At 60.6% G+C, this 14,880-nt stretch carries 18 protein-coding genes and 1 pseudogene; 8 read left to right on the top strand and 11 right to left on the bottom strand.

Features of this window, described 5'->3' with window-relative positions; genetic code table 11:
- Positions 1-30: 30 nt before the first annotated feature.
- Positions 31-768, bottom strand: a complete 738-nt coding sequence (gene fliP / locus ACZ9IU_RS03650) for a flagellar type III secretion system pore protein FliP (RefSeq protein WP_038548705.1) — start codon at positions 766-768, stop codon at positions 31-33.
- Positions 769-1,094: 326 nt separating this feature from the next.
- On the opposite strand from fliP, the gene ACZ9IU_RS03645 reads away from it, so the two are divergent.
- From ACZ9IU_RS03645 to ACZ9IU_RS03610, 8 genes are all read left to right on the top strand, one after another.
- Positions 1,095-2,342: a glycosyltransferase family 2 protein gene (locus ACZ9IU_RS03645; protein WP_038539760.1), complete on the top strand. Its 1,248-nt coding sequence runs from the start codon at positions 1,095-1,097 to the stop codon at positions 2,340-2,342.
- A 101-nt stretch (positions 2,343-2,443) separates the two neighbouring features.
- Positions 2,444-3,217: a glucose-1-phosphate cytidylyltransferase gene (rfbF, locus tag ACZ9IU_RS03640; protein WP_038539757.1), complete on the top strand. Its 774-nt coding sequence runs from the start codon at positions 2,444-2,446 to the stop codon at positions 3,215-3,217.
- Positions 3,199-4,281, top strand: a complete 1,083-nt coding sequence (gene rfbG, locus ACZ9IU_RS03635; protein ID WP_051899641.1) for a CDP-glucose 4,6-dehydratase — start codon at positions 3,199-3,201, stop codon at positions 4,279-4,281. The genes rfbF and rfbG overlap by 19 nt, the downstream gene beginning before the upstream one ends.
- Positions 4,278-4,838: a dTDP-4-dehydrorhamnose 3,5-epimerase family protein gene (locus ACZ9IU_RS03630; RefSeq protein ID WP_038539755.1), complete on the top strand. Its 561-nt coding sequence runs from the start codon at positions 4,278-4,280 to the stop codon at positions 4,836-4,838. Before rfbG ends, ACZ9IU_RS03630 begins: the two co-directional genes overlap by 4 nt.
- Positions 4,835-6,058 (top strand): class I SAM-dependent methyltransferase, encoded by a 1,224-nt coding sequence (locus ACZ9IU_RS03625; RefSeq protein WP_038539752.1) that lies wholly within the window; start codon positions 4,835-4,837, stop codon positions 6,056-6,058. Before ACZ9IU_RS03630 ends, ACZ9IU_RS03625 begins: the two co-directional genes overlap by 4 nt.
- Positions 6,055-6,888 carry an NAD-dependent epimerase/dehydratase family protein gene (locus ACZ9IU_RS03620; RefSeq protein ID WP_038539749.1) on the top strand — a complete coding sequence of 278 codons (834 nt, stop codon included), beginning with the start codon at positions 6,055-6,057 and terminating at the stop codon, positions 6,886-6,888. Before ACZ9IU_RS03625 ends, ACZ9IU_RS03620 begins: the two co-directional genes overlap by 4 nt.
- 4 nt (positions 6,889-6,892) lie before the next feature.
- Complete coding sequence (locus ACZ9IU_RS03615; RefSeq protein ID WP_038539746.1) at positions 6,893-7,954, top strand: class I SAM-dependent methyltransferase; 1,062 nt, start codon at positions 6,893-6,895, stop codon at positions 7,952-7,954.
- Positions 7,947-8,717 carry a cephalosporin hydroxylase family protein gene (locus ACZ9IU_RS03610; protein ID WP_038539743.1) on the top strand — a complete coding sequence of 257 codons (771 nt, stop codon included), beginning with the start codon at positions 7,947-7,949 and terminating at the stop codon, positions 8,715-8,717. The genes ACZ9IU_RS03615 and ACZ9IU_RS03610 overlap by 8 nt, the downstream gene beginning before the upstream one ends.
- A gap of 121 nt (positions 8,718-8,838) precedes the next feature.
- Here ACZ9IU_RS03610 and ACZ9IU_RS03605 read toward each other — a convergent pair whose 3' ends face one another.
- From ACZ9IU_RS03605 to ACZ9IU_RS03560, 10 genes and pseudogenes are all read right to left on the bottom strand, one after another.
- Positions 8,839-9,354: a flagellar basal body-associated FliL family protein gene (locus ACZ9IU_RS03605; protein ID WP_038548699.1), complete on the bottom strand. Its 516-nt coding sequence runs from the start codon at positions 9,352-9,354 to the stop codon at positions 8,839-8,841.
- Positions 9,355-9,396: 42 nt separating this feature from the next.
- Positions 9,397-10,116 carry a flagellar basal body L-ring protein FlgH gene (gene flgH, locus ACZ9IU_RS03600; RefSeq protein ID WP_038539740.1) on the bottom strand — a complete coding sequence of 240 codons (720 nt, stop codon included), beginning with the start codon at positions 10,114-10,116 and terminating at the stop codon, positions 9,397-9,399.
- Positions 10,113-10,673 (bottom strand): MotE family protein, encoded by a 561-nt coding sequence (locus tag ACZ9IU_RS03595; RefSeq protein ID WP_051899640.1) that lies wholly within the window; start codon positions 10,671-10,673, stop codon positions 10,113-10,115. Before ACZ9IU_RS03595 ends, flgH begins: the two co-directional genes overlap by 4 nt.
- Positions 10,670-11,800, bottom strand: a complete 1,131-nt coding sequence (locus tag ACZ9IU_RS03590; RefSeq protein WP_038539737.1) for a flagellar basal body P-ring protein FlgI — start codon at positions 11,798-11,800, stop codon at positions 10,670-10,672. Before ACZ9IU_RS03590 ends, ACZ9IU_RS03595 begins: the two co-directional genes overlap by 4 nt.
- Positions 11,797-12,279 carry a flagellar basal body P-ring formation chaperone FlgA gene (flgA, locus tag ACZ9IU_RS03585; RefSeq protein ID WP_038539734.1) on the bottom strand — a complete coding sequence of 161 codons (483 nt, stop codon included), beginning with the start codon at positions 12,277-12,279 and terminating at the stop codon, positions 11,797-11,799. Before flgA ends, ACZ9IU_RS03590 begins: the two co-directional genes overlap by 4 nt.
- A 20-nt stretch (positions 12,280-12,299) precedes the next feature.
- Positions 12,300-13,089 (bottom strand): annotated as a pseudogene (gene flgG, locus ACZ9IU_RS03580) (flagellar basal-body rod protein FlgG).
- A gap of 17 nt (positions 13,090-13,106) precedes the next feature.
- Positions 13,107-13,445: a flagellar hook-basal body complex protein FliE gene (gene fliE, locus ACZ9IU_RS03575; RefSeq protein WP_038539727.1), complete on the bottom strand. Its 339-nt coding sequence runs from the start codon at positions 13,443-13,445 to the stop codon at positions 13,107-13,109.
- Entirely contained in the window at positions 13,442-13,861 is a 420-nt protein-coding gene (gene flgC, locus ACZ9IU_RS03570; protein ID WP_038539720.1) for a flagellar basal body rod protein FlgC, read from the bottom strand. The genes fliE and flgC overlap by 4 nt, the downstream gene beginning before the upstream one ends.
- A gap of 4 nt (positions 13,862-13,865) precedes the next feature.
- On the bottom strand, positions 13,866-14,252 hold the full coding sequence (flgB, locus tag ACZ9IU_RS03565; RefSeq protein ID WP_038539716.1) for a flagellar basal body rod protein FlgB: 387 nt from the start codon (positions 14,250-14,252) through the stop codon (positions 13,866-13,868).
- 53 nt (positions 14,253-14,305) lie between these two features.
- Positions 14,306-14,878, bottom strand: coding sequence for a hypothetical protein (locus ACZ9IU_RS03560; RefSeq protein WP_038539713.1), 573 nt, complete (start codon positions 14,876-14,878; stop codon positions 14,306-14,308).
- Positions 14,879-14,880 lie beyond the last annotated feature (2 nt).

Below are 14,880 nucleotides of genomic sequence, written 5' to 3'. Positions count from 1 at the left end.
CCGTTTCCATTTCCGCAGCCCTGCTGCCAGTTAATTGAAGGAACGAACCAAACTGCCGACCAGCAGATTCCAGCCGTCGATCAGGACAAAGAAAAGGATCTTGAAGGGCAGTGAGATCGACGTCGGCGGCAGCATCATCATGCCCATCGCCATGGTGATTGCCGCGACGATCATGTCGATGACCAGAAACGGCAGGATGATCAGGAAGCCGATCTCGAAACCGCGCCTGATTTCCGAGAGCATGAAGGCGGGGACGAGGACGCGGTAGTCGATCGCCTGCGGCGTGCCGACCGACTGGTTTCGTTCCCGGGCGATTTCGACGAAAAGCTGCAGATCCTTGTCGCGCGTATTGGCCGACATGAAAACCCGGAACGGTTCCGCGATCCGCTGAACCGCCTCAGCCTCCGTGACCCTGTTCTGAAGAAGCGGCTGGACGCCCTCGTTCCAGGCCCTGTCGAAGGTGGGCGACATCACATAAAACGTCATGAACAGCGCCATCGAGACCAATATCATGTTCGACGGCGCGGTCGACAGACCCATGCCGGAGCGCAGGATCGAAAAGGCGATCACGAACCGCGGAAAGCTCGTGACCATGATCAGAATGCCGGGGGCGACGGAAAGAACCGTCAACAACCCGAAGGTTCGGATGATCCACGCGGCTGCGGAACCATCGACCGGCAGATTGAGAAGATCCGCGGGCGATTGCTGGGCGAGCGCGAGCCCGGGTGCCGCGATCAGAGCGACGAACAGGAAGATCAGCCGAATCATGCGATCACGAAGGTCCTTTGCGTCACCTTCGATAGTCATCCCGACCAACGCAGGTCAACACCTCAAGGCCGCATCCCGAAGCTCGTGCACAGAAAGCCGCATCAGCCTGACCAAACGACAAGGCCTGGGTTTCCGAACGAGGCCTTCATTCAGCTTGGCGCAAGTCTGGTTGAATAGCGTGAGCTTATGAATGGCTCAAAGCCGCAAAGAGGCCCAACAGCAATGTGAGGGCTTCTCACTTCGGCAAGTCACCGGTGCTTCGGAACGTCAATCGTCTGCGGCGAGCCGGAAGGGCTTGTTCGAGTAAATCAGATCGAGGAAATTCGGTGTCTTCCATTAAACTCAGCATCTGCATTCCGACCTACAACCGTGAAAAACACCTGCACGATTGCCTGGAACGGTGCCATCGCGATTTCCGCTTCGATTTCCCCTATGAAATCGTCATTTCCGACAACGCCTCCACAGACAATACGGGTGCGGTTGCCAAGGAGTTCATCGAGCGGGGGATGCCGATCCGCTACGTCAGGGGTGCGCAGAATGTCGGGATGATCCCCAACATGAACAGCGCGCTCAGGCTGGGGCGTGGCGAATACATGCTCTATCTCGCGGACGACGATCGCCTGATCCCGCAGGAAGTCGCCAATATCGTTGCCTATCTCGACGAAAACCCGAACATCACGGTCTGCCATGCACCATGGGCGATGTATGACGGCATCAACGAGGTAGAGGGCGGGCTGTTCTACACGGTCAACGAGGACAAGGTCTTCCCGCAGAAAAGCTTCGCCGAAGTCTTCAACTATATGTTCAGGGGCCACATCTTCCCTGAAATCGGCATCTATCGCAGCAGCGCTTTCCGGGCCGCGTGGGTTCCGAGAGATATCTGCTTCTACCCGTTCCCCATGCTTGCCCACTTCCTGGACCAGGGCGACATCGCTTTCCGCAAGACGCCCTTCTATCGCCAGGTCATCGTATCCGGCGTCGAACGGGATCGCGTTCAGGGAGGCGCTCAGATCGCGGCAACCGGATGGGACCAGTACCGCGGCGGCCTGGAATATTTCCTCTATTTCGCATCCAAACGCGGCAAGGTCGGCACTTCGCCCGACGAGCGCGCAACCCAGGAGCATCTTTGCAGAAACTTCACGCTGCAGCGAATGGCCGTCTCGATGCGACTGCTCGTTGGCATGCGCGAATTCGTGAAGGCGTACGAAGTCTATACCAGGATGGTCTTCGGAGGCTTCGACGAGCATCCGGAAGTTCAGTCCTTCAAGGATGGCGGATTGCTGGCAACGGCGCTGCAGATCCTCGTGTGGCAGGTGAGTGTCACTGCCGGCATCGAAAATCTCGTCATTCATGGGTTTCATGACATCGACACCATCAAGGAACGGCTTTTCAGGGTCGATTTCCCCTTGCGGCTGCAGATGATCGACGAGCCGGCCGCCCCCACGCCGCGGCAACTTGATAATACGGCAGTCCTCGTGCACCTGCCGGAAGAGCGCGACCGTTTCGTGGAAATGGGCTACCTGCCGAACCTCGTGTTCAGCCAGGACGATCTGATCAAGACCATTTTGCTCTAACGGACGAAGGCGTTTAGCCCGATCGCTTGAAAGCCTCCCTTGCATGGCTTGCTGACGGTCGTCGTTTCAATGGATAGCGCGTCAGTTACGGAGAGACGGAATTGAAAGCTGTAATTCTCGCCGGTGGATTGGGAACCCGTATCTCCGAGGAGACGCATCTCAAGCCGAAGCCGATGATCGAGATCGGCGGACGGCCGATCCTCTGGCACATCATGAAACTCTATTCCGCCCACGGCGTGAACGAGTTCATCATCTGCTGCGGATACAAAGGCTACGTCATCAAGGAGTATTTTGCGAATTACTTCCTGCATATGTCGGACGTCACCTTCGACATGGCCTATAACGAAAAGCAGGTCCATCGCCGCACCGCCGAGCCCTGGAAGGTAACGCTGATCGATACCGGCGAAGCGACGATGACCGGCGGCCGCCTGAAGCGCGTTTCCGAATACCTCCGCAACGAGGAAAGCTTCTGCTTTACCTATGGCGACGGTCTGAGCGACGTGAATATCACCGAGCTCGTCAAGTTCCATCGTTCGCACGGCAGGAACGCGACGGTTACCGCCGTCCATCCGCCGGGCCGCTACGGCGCGCTCGAACGCTCCGGCAACCAGGTCACCGGCTTCGTGGAAAAGCCACGTGGCGATGGCGGCATGATCAACGGCGGTTTCTTCGTGCTTTCGCCGAAATGCATCGACCTCATCGAGGGCGACAACATTCCGTGGGAATCCGCGCCGATGGCGGACCTTGCCACGATGGGCGAACTGATGGCCTACGAGCACGAAGGTTTCTGGCAGCCGATGGACACGCTGCGCGAAAAGAACCTGCTCGAAGACCTCTGGGCTTCCGGAAAAGCGCCATGGAAAATCTGGCCGTGAGCGGAGGAGCCCAGCCGAGCCACGCTTTCTGGGAAGGTAAACGCGTCCTTTTGACAGGGCATACAGGCTTCAAGGGAGCCTGGCTCTCCATCTGGCTCGGCCGCCTCGGCGCCACGGTCACCGGCGTTGCCCTGCCCCCGGAAACGCGGCCCAGCCTCTTTGCACTTGCGCGGCCCGATCTCAAGGAAAGTCATTTCCAGGATATCCGCGATGCGGCCAGGCTCGCCGAACTGGTGCGCTCCGCCTCCCCCGACATCGTCATGCATCTCGGCGCTCAGGCCCTGGTGCGCCCGAGCTACCAAGATCCGCTTGGCACGTTCGCGACCAACGTGCTCGGGACCGCCAATCTGCTGGAGGCGGTCAGGTCGGTGCCGTCTGCGCGCGTGGTCGTCGCGATCACCACGGACAAGGTCTACCGCAACCTCGAACATGCCTTCCCTTACCGGGAGACGGACCATCTCGGCGGGCACGATCCCTACAGCGCCAGCAAGGCCGCATCCGAGATTATCATTGCGAGCTACCGCGATTCGTTTCTGCGCGAAAAAGGCGTGGCGGTTGCCAGCGCCCGGGCCGGCAATGTGATCGGCGGCGGCGACTGGTCGGCTGACCGTCTGCTGCCGGATGCGGTCCGCGCCTGGCAATCCGGCAATTCCCTCAGCGTCCGGCGGCCGGAAGCCAAGCGCCCGTGGCAGCACGTGCTCGAGCCGCTCTTGGCCTATCTCGTGCTTGCCGAACGGCTGTGGAGCGATCCTTCAATTGGCGATGCATTCAATTTCGGCCCGATCAGCCATGAGGCCGCACCGGTGCGCCAGGTGATCGAGATCGCCCGCGCCTCTTACGGCCGTGGCGAGGTAGAATATGGCGACGGCACCGAAGGGCCGCACGAAGCGGGCTGGCTTGCCTTGGAAACGGCCAAGGCGCGGCATATGCTGGGCATCGAACCGCGCTGGTCGCTGGCGGAGGCTGTCGACCGGACGATGAGATGGTATCGTGCGCAGAATGACGGCGCCGACGCCCGCGCCCTTTGCGAAGCCGAGATCGACGAATACGAGGCACGCCCTTGAGCCGCTTCACCGTCACCGATCTGCCGCTTGCCGGCCTGAAGCTCGTCGAACGTCAAAATCTCGGTGATTCGCGCGGCTTCCTGTCGCGCATGTTCTGCGCAGACGAACTGGCGCCGGCGGGCTGGGCAAAGCCGATCGCCCAGATCAACCTAACGATGACGGCCCGCCAAGGCACCGTGCGCGGCATGCATTTCCAACGCCCTCCCCATGCCGAGATGAAACTGGTCAATTGCCTGCGCGGCGCGGTCTTCGACGTTGCGGTGGATCTCAGACAGGATTCTCCGACCTTCCTGAAATGGCATGCCCAGGAGCTTTCCTCCGAGAACCGCCGATCGCTGCTGATCCCGGAAGGGTTTGCGCACGGTTTCCAGACGCTGACCGACGACTGTGAGCTCCTCTATTTCCATTCGATGCCCTATGCGTCCGGTTCGGAGGGTGCCTTGAACTCCCAGGACCCCGCACTCGACATCAGTTGGCCGCTGGAGATCACCGAAATGTCGGATCGTGATCGCGGCCATTCCTTCCTGACATCACAATTCACGGGACTGACGCTATGAACTGCCGCCACTGCGGGACCACACTTCGCTGCGATTTCCTGGACCTCGGCTTCGCGCCGCCATCCAACGCGTATCTGACCGTCGAGGATCTGGCCAAGCCGGAAGTCTATTTTCCCTTGAGGCTACAGGTCTGCGAGGAATGCTGGCTGGTCCAGACCGAGGATTATGCCTCGGCCGAATCACTCTTCAGTGCCGAATATGCCTATTTCTCCAGTGCCTCGACGAGCTGGCTTGCCCATGCAGCCCGTTATGTCGAGATGATCACCTCGCGTCTCGGCCTTAATAGGGACAGCATGGTCATCGAGGTCGCGTCGAACGACGGCTATCTGCTCAAGAAGTTCGTCAAGGCTGGCATTCCCTGCCTCGGCGTCGAACCGACGGCAAGCACGGCGGAAGCCGCCGAAGCGCTTGGCATCCCGGTCCGACGGGAGTTCTTTGGAGAGGCACTCGGCAAGACGTTGACCGACGAGGGCAAGAGTGCTGATCTCATCCTCGGCAACAACGTCTACGCGCATGTGCCCGATATCAACGATTTCACGCGCGGCCTTAAGGCGGTGCTGAAGGCCGGCGGCACGGTGACGCTCGAATTTCCGCATGTGATGCAGCTCATCGAGCACAATCAGTTCGATACGGTCTATCACGAGCACTTCTCCTATCTTTCCCTCTTCACGGTCGGAAAGATTTTCGACGCGGCGGGCCTGCGCGTCTTCGACGTCGAGGAATTGCCGACCCATGGCGGCAGCCTGCGCGTCTACGGATGCCATGCGGGTGATTCGCGCCGGACGACGGAGGCGGTTACCGCACTTCTCGGCGAAGAACAGCGCCGCGGTCTTCAGACAGCGGCCACCTATGCCGACTTCCAGGCCAAGGCCGAAAAGGTCAAGAACGACGCGCTCGCCTTCCTGCTGGACGCAAAGCGCGAGGGCAAGACGGTCGCAGCCTATGGCGCCGCAGCCAAGGGCAATACGCTTCTGAATTTTGCCGGTGTCAAACCGGATCTCCTCCCCTATGTCTGCGATGCAGCAGCGGCCAAGCAGAACAAGTTCATGCCCGGCAGCCATATCCCGATCCTGCACCCGGACGAGATCGTCGCGCGCCGGCCCGACTATGTGATGATCCTGCCCTGGAACATCGCGACCGAGGTCCGTCAGCAGCTGGCCTCGCTTGCCGATCAGGGCACCAGGTTCGTAACCGCCGTGCCGGAATTGAAGATCATATGACGCCACTCGTCCTGCTTACCGGGGGAACAGGTTTTGTCGGCCGGCAGGTGCTGCGGGCGCTGACCGAATCCGGTGCGCGCGTCCGGGTGATTTTACGCGAAGGAACAGCGGAAAGCCGGCTTGGCGATCTCTCCGCCGTCGAGAGCATCGTGCGGACGCCGGACCTGTTCCGCGAGCCGGTCGAGTGGTGGGCGAAGGCCCTAGACGGCGTCGATACGGTCGCACATGTCGCCTGGTACGCCGAACCCGGCAAATATTTGCAGTCACCAGAAAACATCGTCTGCCTCGAAGGCACGTTGCGGATGGCGCAGGGCGCGGCAATCGCCGGCGTCAAACGGTTCGTCGGCGTGGGCACGTGTTTCGAATATGACGTCTCGGTGGGCATGCTCGCCACCGACACGCCGTTGCGGCCGATCAGCCCCTATGCCGGCGCGAAAGCCGCGGTGTTTATGGCCCTGTCGCAATGGCTGCCGCTACACCGGATCAGCTTTGCCTGGTGCCGGCTCTTTTATCTTTTCGGCGAAGGTGAAGACGAGCGACGGCTGTTTCCCTACCTTCGCGCCCAGCTCGCCGCAGGCAAACCGGTGGATTTGACCAGCGGCAACCAGATCCGCGACTTCCTGGACGTTCGGGAAGCCGGAAGGCAGATCGCCGATATCGGACTTGGCGACAGAACGGGAGCAGCCAACATCTGTTCCGGAATTCCGGTGACCGTGCGGCAGATAGCCGAGCGGTTGGCCGACGAGTATGGTCGACGCGATCTCCTGCGATTCGGCGTCCGTCCCGACAATCTGGTGGATCCTCCCTGCGTTGTGGGATTAACGAGGTGATGACATGACGACGAAAGATACCCTGCTGCTTTACGAACAGCCGCAGTTGCCGACCTTCCAGAACCGCGTTTATCCCACGGCAGCGGAAGCCAAAGGCTGCGCCAAGGGCGATATCCGCCTGGTGCAGGACATGACGACGGGCCTCATCTACAACGATGCGTTCGACCCCAAGCTCATGGACTACGACGGCAATTACAATAACGAACAGGGCGTCAGCCGGCATTTCCACCAGCATCTGGAAATGGTGGCCGGTATCGTCGAGCGGACGATGGGCCGCGAGAACCTGGTGGAGGTTGGCTGCGGCAAGGGCCTCTTCCTCGAAATGCTGCTCGAAAAAGGCTTCGACCTCACCGGTTTCGATCCCACCTACGAGGGCACGAACCCGCGCGTGAAACGACACTATTTCGAGGCTGGCGTCGACGTCCAAGGCGAGGGGCTGATCCTTCGCCACGTGCTGGAGCATATCCAGAGCCCGTATGATTTCCTCGTCGAACTCTGCAAGGCGAACGGCGGCAAGGGCCGCATCTATATCGAAGTGCCCTGCTTCGACTGGATCATGGAACACCGCGCCTGGTTCGACGTGTTCTACGAGCACGTCAATTACTTCCGGCTGTCCGATTTCCATCGGATCTTCGGCAATGTCATCGAAAGCGGTCGGGTTTTCGGCGGGCAGTACCTTTATGTGGTGGCCGAGCTGGACTCGTTGCGGCCGCCGGTGCGCGAAGAAACCGATCGCGTCGCGTTTCCCGCCGACTTCACCCGCACGCTCGGCGATCGAATTGCAGCGGGCGACAGTTCGGCTATCTGGGGCGGCGCGTCGAAGGGGGTGACCTTCTCGCTGTTGAAATCCCGTCAGGGGCAGCCGGTCGACATGGTCATCGACATCAATCCCGCCAAACAGGGCAAATTCCTGCCGGCGACCGGCCTGATGGTGCAATCGCCGGACCAGGCCCTGGCGAAGCTTCCCCACGGCTCGACCATCTACGTCATGAACTCCAATTATCTCGAGGAAATTCGAATGCTGTCTCACAACGCCTATATCTATGTGGGGATCGACAATGAGTGATTTCACCAAGGAAGTTGAAGCCCGCGTCGCTGCCGTCCCTGGAAACAAGGAACTTATCGACAGCGCCGCGCAGTTCATGCGCACGTCGATCGCCTCGCAATATTCCTACAACTATTTCTGGCTCGGCCGACCGATCATCCAGTATCCGCAGGATATGGTCGCCATGCAGGAACTGATCTGGACCGTGAAGCCCGACCTGATCATCGAGACCGGCATCGCCCATGGCGGCTCCCTCATCCTCAGCGCCTCGATGCTGGCGCTGCTGGAACTGTCGGAAGCGGCGGAAAAGGGCGAAGTCGTCGATCCGGCCAAGCCGAAGCGCAAGGTTCTCGGCATCGACATCGACATCCGCCCCCATAACAAGGACGCGATCGAGGCCCACCCGATGGCGTCGCGGATCGAGATGATCCAAGGCTCCAGCATCGCGCCCGAGATCATGGATCAGGTCCGCAAGGTCGCTGCCGGTTATTCGCGCATCCTGATCAGCCTCGACAGCAACCATACGCACGAGCACGTTCTCGAGGAACTCAAGCTCTATGCCCCGCTCACCAGCGTCGGCAGCTATTGCGTCGTGTTCGACACCGTCGTCGAGGACCTTCCGAAGGAACTGGCCGGCAATCGCCCCTGGGGACCGGGCGACAATCCGAAAACGGCCGTCTTCGAATATCTGAAGACGCATCCGGAATTCGAGATCGACAAGTCGGTCGAGAACAAGCTGCTGATCACGGTCGCCCCGGACGGCTTCCTGAAGCGGGTCCGCTAAACGAAAGGACGCTCCTTCGGTAAACCGAAGGAGCAGTCACGATCGGACAGAGATCCGACCCAAACGAAAAAAGCGGCCGCTTACAGGCCGCTTTTTTCGTGATTTGTCGTTGAGACGACCGCTATTCGATTACGAAGGAGCGGAACATCACCTTGGCGACCTTGCCCTGCGAGCGAAGATCGACGCGCTCCTTGATGTCGTCCTTGAGATACTGGAAGCCCCGTGGCCCCTCGATCTGCTGCAGCGAGACCGTGCGCATATAGGCGAGAATATCCTGATGGATATTTTCCGCGAGTGCCAGTTCCGGCGGCCCCTTGAACGAAAGCGCCACTTCGAGCCGGATCCAGTTCTCGGACGGATAGGCGAGATTGGTGGTAATCGGTTCGAGGAGAATGACGCCATTGGCCTGGGTTGAGATATGGGGAAGGCCCTCTTCCTTCTTGCCGGCTTCGCCGTGTTCGCCGGCCGCGGGTTCGGCCTGATGCGCTTGCGCGTTCGGATCCTTCGGCGCGATCATGCCGCCGACGACCCAGCCGCCACCGGCGCCGATCACGGTCAGGACCGCGACGCCCGCAATGACCATGATGGTGCCATTCTTCTTTTTCTTAGCGTCGGCCGCCTGTGCTTCATCCGCCATGATCTTCAAACCTTCACATCAAGAGACCTTCGCCCGGGTCCGTCAGAAGGGCGAGAACAGATCGACGACCTGCTGACCGACCGGAGGCTGCTGGACTTCCATCAGGCGGCCGCGACCGCCGTAGGAAATGCGGGCCTCGGCAATCTTGTCATAAGAAATGATATTGGTGGAATCGACATCCTGCGGCCGGACGATACCGGCAACGTTGAGGATGCGGATTTCGTGGTTGACGCGCACTTCCTGTGATCCGCTGATCAGGAGATTACCGTTTTCGAGAATCCCGGTGACGACGGCAGCCACGAGCAGCTTCAGGCTTTCGGCACGCTTGATCGTTCCCTTGCCCTGCGTGTCCGTATTCGAATCCGTGCCCAGATCGCCGGTCGTCCCTGCCTTGGGCGTCCAGCCGAACAGATTGCTCAAGCTAGCGCCCCAGGTCAGGCTGGTCGAATTCTTACGGTTGCGTTCCGTCTGGTTGTCGAACGACGCCTTGTCGTTGATCTTGATGTCGACGGTCAGGATGTCGCCGACATTGAGGGCACGCGAATCCTTGAAAAGCGCGGCCTGGTTGTCGCTCCACAGCGAATAGCCGCTGGCCATCTGCCGCGGCTGCTTCGGATAGGACGACATCTGCGGCGCCTGCGCATATTGCAGGCCACTGCCGATCGGGCTCATCGCCGGCGCATTGCCGATTTCCTTGATCGTCTGGCTGGAACAACCGGCCAGAAGGAGAACGGCGAGGATTGCGGGAATGCGTTTCGTCATGAGGGTACTTTCGGAACATTGGGAGCGCGTGCTTTCGACGTATGCGGGTCGGAAGCGCTAGAGATGATCGTCGAGATCATGCCGGCCTTATGCGGATCCATTTCCGCGAGGAAAAGGGCCGATTGACGGGCCGGAAGCTGCATGATGATCGCGGCCGCGACCTCCATGTTCATTTCTCCCAGCTGCGGCGCGGCCGCATCCGGCTTCATCGTCTTGAAGATGTCGACCAGGCCGGCCTGGGCACGCGCCAGGAAGTCGTTGCGGCGCTTCAACCAGTCCTGATATTCAGTGGTCCGATCCTGGAGGGCCTTGATGCGGTCGTCGACGTCCGCCTGCAGTTTTTCAAGCTCCTGCTTCTGCAGGAGATAACGCTGGTCTCGCGCGGCATCGGCGATATTGGTACAGAACTTCTGGATCTCGTCGCTGGTCGACGCTTCGTTGACCGGAGCCGGCTGCTGCGCTCCGACCTGGGAAACCAGCGTCAGGACAGCAGCGGCGGCAAGCACCCGACGCGCCAGCTTCTTCGATATGGAAATGGTGAACAGGGTCTCGGTCATTGCAGGACGAGCTCCGCTTGAAGGGCACCGGCGGACTTGATGCCTTGCAGGATGGCGATGATGCCGTCCGGCTTGACGCCGATGCTGTTGAGGCCGGCGACCAGGGTCCTGAGATCCGGACCGTTGAGGAGAGCGACCTGGCCGCCGTTCTTCATCGCCATGATGTCCGTCTGGGGCTGAACCGCCGTCTCGCCACGCGAGAACGGTTCTGGCTGGATCACCTGCGGGGTCTCGGTAACCTGCACCGTGAGCGTACCGTAGCTGACCGCGACACGCGAGATCTTCACATCCGCACCGATGACGATCGTCCCGGTCCGTTCGTTGACGACAACCTTGGCCGGCGTGTCGGTTTCAACCACGAGGTTCTCGATCTCGGCCATCAGCCGCGTCAGATCGGCGCTCTTCGGCTTCTCGATCACCACTTCCTGGCTATCGCGGGGCTCGGCGATCGGACCACCGTAACGGCGTGCCGCGAAACTGTTGACGATGTCCGAGACGCGCACCGCGGTCGAGAAATCCGGATTGCGGAGCTGCAGGACGAGGTTCACCGAATCCTTGAACTTGGACGGCAGCTCGCGCTCGATAATTGCACCGTTCGGCACCCGGGCCGCAGTCGTTACACCTTCGGTCAGCGTCGCCGCCTGACCCTGGGCCGAAAACCCGGATACGACCAGGGCGCCCTGGGCCACAGCATAGATCTGGCCGTCGGCGCCGGAAAGCGAGGTCATCACCAGCGTGCCGCCGCGCAGCGAGGTCGCATCGCCGAGCGAGCTGGTAGTGACGTCGATGCGGCTGCCGGGACTGGCGAAAGGAGGCAGGTTGGCCGTGACCATGACGGCCGCGACGTTCTTGGCATTGGACTGGCTGCCCTGCGTCGAGATGCCGAGGTTCTGCAGCATCGCTTTCATGGACTGGTCGGTGAAGGGAGACGAGCGCAGGCTGTCGCCCGTGCCCTGGAGGCCGACGACGAGGCCGTAGCCGATCAGCTGGTTGTCGCGGCCTGCCTGCAGTGACGCGATATCCTTGATGCGGGCGGAGACGATGTAGGGCCCATCGGCGGACGCCGGCGCGCTTCCCAGCAGGGAGACGATCACGGCGAGCGTCGCGAGGAAGAAACGGGTTCTCATTTCGCCATCACCTGGATTGTCCCATCAGCCATGACGGTGCCGCTGACCGTGACACCTGAATCGATGTTGCGTGCGCGAATGACGTCCCCCACTGCCGCATTCTCAAGCGGCGAGCCGGAGGCCGAAATCGTCATGCTGCCGATGGTGAAGGTCAGGCGAACCGCCTTGCCGCGGGTGACCGCGAAGGCTTCGCGAAGCGCCGAGACCGGAACGGTACGCCCGGCCAGCAGCGTGCGCTTTGCCACCATGCCCACGACTTCCCTGGTCTTGCGGGCATAGTCGCCGGCCAGATTCGGATTGGTCACCTGGACTTCTTCGACCTTGCCCTCGGTGATCTCTTCGCCGGGATAGATCGTCTGGGTCGGCACGACGGCCGTCCCCATGCCGGCCAGGACCGGCGAGCCCGTTGCGGCGAGAAGAGCTGCCAGGAGCCGCAAGGCCAGCCTGGCGCCAATCGCATTTTTCCGGCGAAACTTCATGTCTGCCCGTCTCCTGTTTATTATTTCAGGTTCTTGCTGACGATCGTAGCCATCTCATCGGCAGTGGTGATGACCTTGGAGTTCATTTCGTAGGCGCGCTGGGCGGAGATCAGATCGGTAATTTCGCGGACGGCGTCGACGTTGGAACTTTCCAGATAGCCCTGCTTCAGGTAACCAAAGCCCGGATCCTCGGGGGCTGCGACGATCGGCTCGCCGGATGCGGCGGTCTGCGCAAACAGGTTGTCGCCGAGCGGCTGCAGGCCGGCTTCGTTGACGAAGTTGGCCGTGGTGAGCTGGCCGATTTCGGTGAAATCCGCTGATTTACCGACGCGGACCATGACCTGGCCGGTGCGGGTGATCTGCGTTTCGCTGACATCCGCCGGGAAGGTGATGTTCGGCACGACCGCATAACCGTCGATCGTGACCAGCTGGCCCTGGGCATTCTTGTTGAAGGCGCGCGGCGCGGCTATAGAGCGTCTGGCCATCCGGCGTCTGGATCTGATACCAGCCGCGTCCGACGATCGCGACGTCGAGATCGTTCTCGGTGTGGGTCAGTTCACCCTGCGTATGGATGTTGCGCACGGCGGACGTCTGCACGCCGAGGCCGATATTGGCACCTTCCGGCACGATCGCCTGGTTGGCCCGGTTCGGCACGCCCTGGGCACGCTCGCTCTGATAGAGCAGATCGGAAAACTCGGCGCGGGCGCGCTTGTAACCTGTCGTGTTGATGTTCGCGATATTGTTCGCGATGACTTCGAGATTGGTCTGCTGGGCATCCATGCCCGTTGCTGCGACGGAAAGCGCTCTCATGTCTTCGTCCTCAAACTCTAGATCTGCATTTTCGTGACTTCGAGATAGGCGGACACGATCTTGTCGCGCAGCGCCATGGCGGTCTGGAGCGACTGCTGCGCTTCAAGGACCGCATCTACGACTTCACGGGTGTTGGCCTTGCCCTGGATGGCCTTGAACGACATCGATTCCGCGCCCTTCAGGCTGTTCATCGTGTCCGTCGCCATGCTGGCCATGACGCTGCCGAAATCCATTCCGGTGTTCTGGCCGGGCGTCGTCGCGATGCCGCCGGCGAGCACGGAGCTGTTTGTGGAACCGACCTCGTCGATGCCGTTCGACAGCGACAGAGAACTAACGTTTTGAATTTTATCGATCATTGTCCGGCCTTCAGAAGGTCAATCGTCGCAGCGATCAGTTCGCGCGTCTGTTTGATGGTCTGGATGTTCGCGTCATAGGAGCGATTGGCTTCACGCATGTCGGCCATTTCGATCAGCATGTTGACGTTGGGCAGCTTGACCATGCCCTTCGCGTCGGCCGCCGGATGGTCCGGATCATACTCCTCGATGAACTTCGAGCTGTCGTTGCCGAGCTTCTTCACCTGCACCACGTCTACGCCGCTCGCCCTGTCGAGTTCGGAGCCGAAGGTAATCGTCTTGCGGCGATAGGGGTCCGCGCCGGGCGTGTCGCCGGTAGAGCGGGCGTTGGCAATGTTTTCGGAAACGATGCGCAGACGTGTCGACTGCGCCTCCATTCCCGATCCAGCGATCTTCAAGGAGGCTGAAAGCGGATCCATTTGCTTACCTCTTCACTAACGTCAGCATCATGCTGTGAAACGATTTCACTAGTCCTGTGCTCAATTCGTATTGGCGTTTGATTTCGCCCGTCTTCGTCAGCTCGTCGGCCAGCGAGACGGTATTGCCGGATTCCTGGACGCCGATTTCGTCGTTCAGTTCCGATGGCTTGATGTCGATCTCATCGCTGAGGTCGTTGCTCGCGAAATGGCCCGGATTGGTGCGAGCCATCGGAACATGCGTGCGGTCCAGCACCGAGTTGAAAGGCGTGATATCCTTCGCCTTGAACTTCGGCGTATTGGCATTCGCGATATTGCCCGCAACAACTTCCTGACGCACCGAGAGCCAATCGGCCTGCCGGGATGCCATTTCGAACAATTGAATCGGTTGCATAGGGTTGTCTCCATCTTCTGTCTGGAGACTATGCCAGTAAGCTTGCGTCGGACTTACGGGCGCGCGCTGACGCCCGTGTCACGATAAACTTCTCCGCTCGAAGTAATGATCACCCATTTGCCGTCCCGTTGTTCGAGCGTGGCGAGCCTGCTGTTGTTGGGCAGGATCGAGCCTACCCGGACCATGTACATCCCGGAACCGTCTTCGATGAGCGCGCGGCCATTGGCGACATGAAGCAGCCGGAAATTGCCTTTGCCCGGAAAGGGTTGCTCTTCCCGGACACTACCGGTGTTGCGGGTCTCGCCGAGCGACGAGGTGGTGGCGGTGGTCAGGGCGTCTGTCGGCTCGACGGGCTTCGGCCAGTCGTCCTTCGAACTGTCGGTCATGGCGAGAGGCGATACGGTGACGACCGAGCGAGCGACGCCGGGAGGCAGATCGCGGGTGCGGCCGAGTGCTTCCGTGCGGATGCCGAACTTGTCGGCATTCAAGAAGACGTACCAGGGAAAGAAGGCGGAGGCGGCGGCCAGCGTGATGCCCGTCGCGACGAGGATCTTATCCCCCAGTCGCGACTGTGCCTCCTCCGACTTCGATTGAGCCGCCGCGTCCTGATTGTTCTTGTCGCTCATCG

The sequence above is a fragment of the Mesorhizobium sp. USDA 4132 genome (genome assembly GCF_056279545.1).
This window is presented reverse-complemented; position numbering and strand designations above follow the sequence as displayed.

Excerpts from the sequence above, each read along its gene's own strand:
- fliP (WP_038548705.1), bottom strand. The coding sequence starts at position 768 with ATGATTCGGCTGATCTTCCTGTTCGTCGCTCTGATCGCGGCACCCGGG.
- rfbG (WP_051899641.1), top strand. The coding sequence starts at position 3,199 with ATGGAAAATCTGGCCGTGAGCGGAGGAGCCCAGCCGAGCCACGCTTTC.
- ACZ9IU_RS03625 (WP_038539752.1), top strand. The coding sequence starts at position 4,835 with ATGAACTGCCGCCACTGCGGGACCACACTTCGCTGCGATTTCCTGGAC.
- ACZ9IU_RS03620 (WP_038539749.1), top strand. The coding sequence starts at position 6,055 with ATGACGCCACTCGTCCTGCTTACCGGGGGAACAGGTTTTGTCGGCCGG.
- ACZ9IU_RS03615 (WP_038539746.1), top strand. The coding sequence starts at position 6,893 with ATGACGACGAAAGATACCCTGCTGCTTTACGAACAGCCGCAGTTGCCG.
- ACZ9IU_RS03610 (WP_038539743.1), top strand. The coding sequence starts at position 7,947 with ATGAGTGATTTCACCAAGGAAGTTGAAGCCCGCGTCGCTGCCGTCCCT.
- ACZ9IU_RS03605 (WP_038548699.1), bottom strand. The coding sequence starts at position 9,354 with ATGGCGGATGAAGCACAGGCGGCCGACGCTAAGAAAAAGAAGAATGGC.
- flgH (WP_038539740.1), bottom strand. The coding sequence starts at position 10,116 with ATGACGAAACGCATTCCCGCAATCCTCGCCGTTCTCCTTCTGGCCGGT.
- ACZ9IU_RS03595 (WP_051899640.1), bottom strand. The coding sequence starts at position 10,673 with ATGACCGAGACCCTGTTCACCATTTCCATATCGAAGAAGCTGGCGCGT.
- ACZ9IU_RS03590 (WP_038539737.1), bottom strand. The coding sequence starts at position 11,800 with ATGAGAACCCGTTTCTTCCTCGCGACGCTCGCCGTGATCGTCTCCCTG.
- flgA (WP_038539734.1), bottom strand. The coding sequence starts at position 12,279 with ATGAAGTTTCGCCGGAAAAATGCGATTGGCGCCAGGCTGGCCTTGCGG.
- fliE (WP_038539727.1), bottom strand. The coding sequence starts at position 13,445 with ATGATCGATAAAATTCAAAACGTTAGTTCTCTGTCGCTGTCGAACGGC.
- flgC (WP_038539720.1), bottom strand. The coding sequence starts at position 13,861 with ATGGATCCGCTTTCAGCCTCCTTGAAGATCGCTGGATCGGGAATGGAG.
- flgB (WP_038539716.1), bottom strand. The coding sequence starts at position 14,252 with ATGCAACCGATTCAATTGTTCGAAATGGCATCCCGGCAGGCCGATTGG.
- ACZ9IU_RS03560 (WP_038539713.1), bottom strand. The coding sequence starts at position 14,878 with ATGAGCGACAAGAACAATCAGGACGCGGCGGCTCAATCGAAGTCGGAG.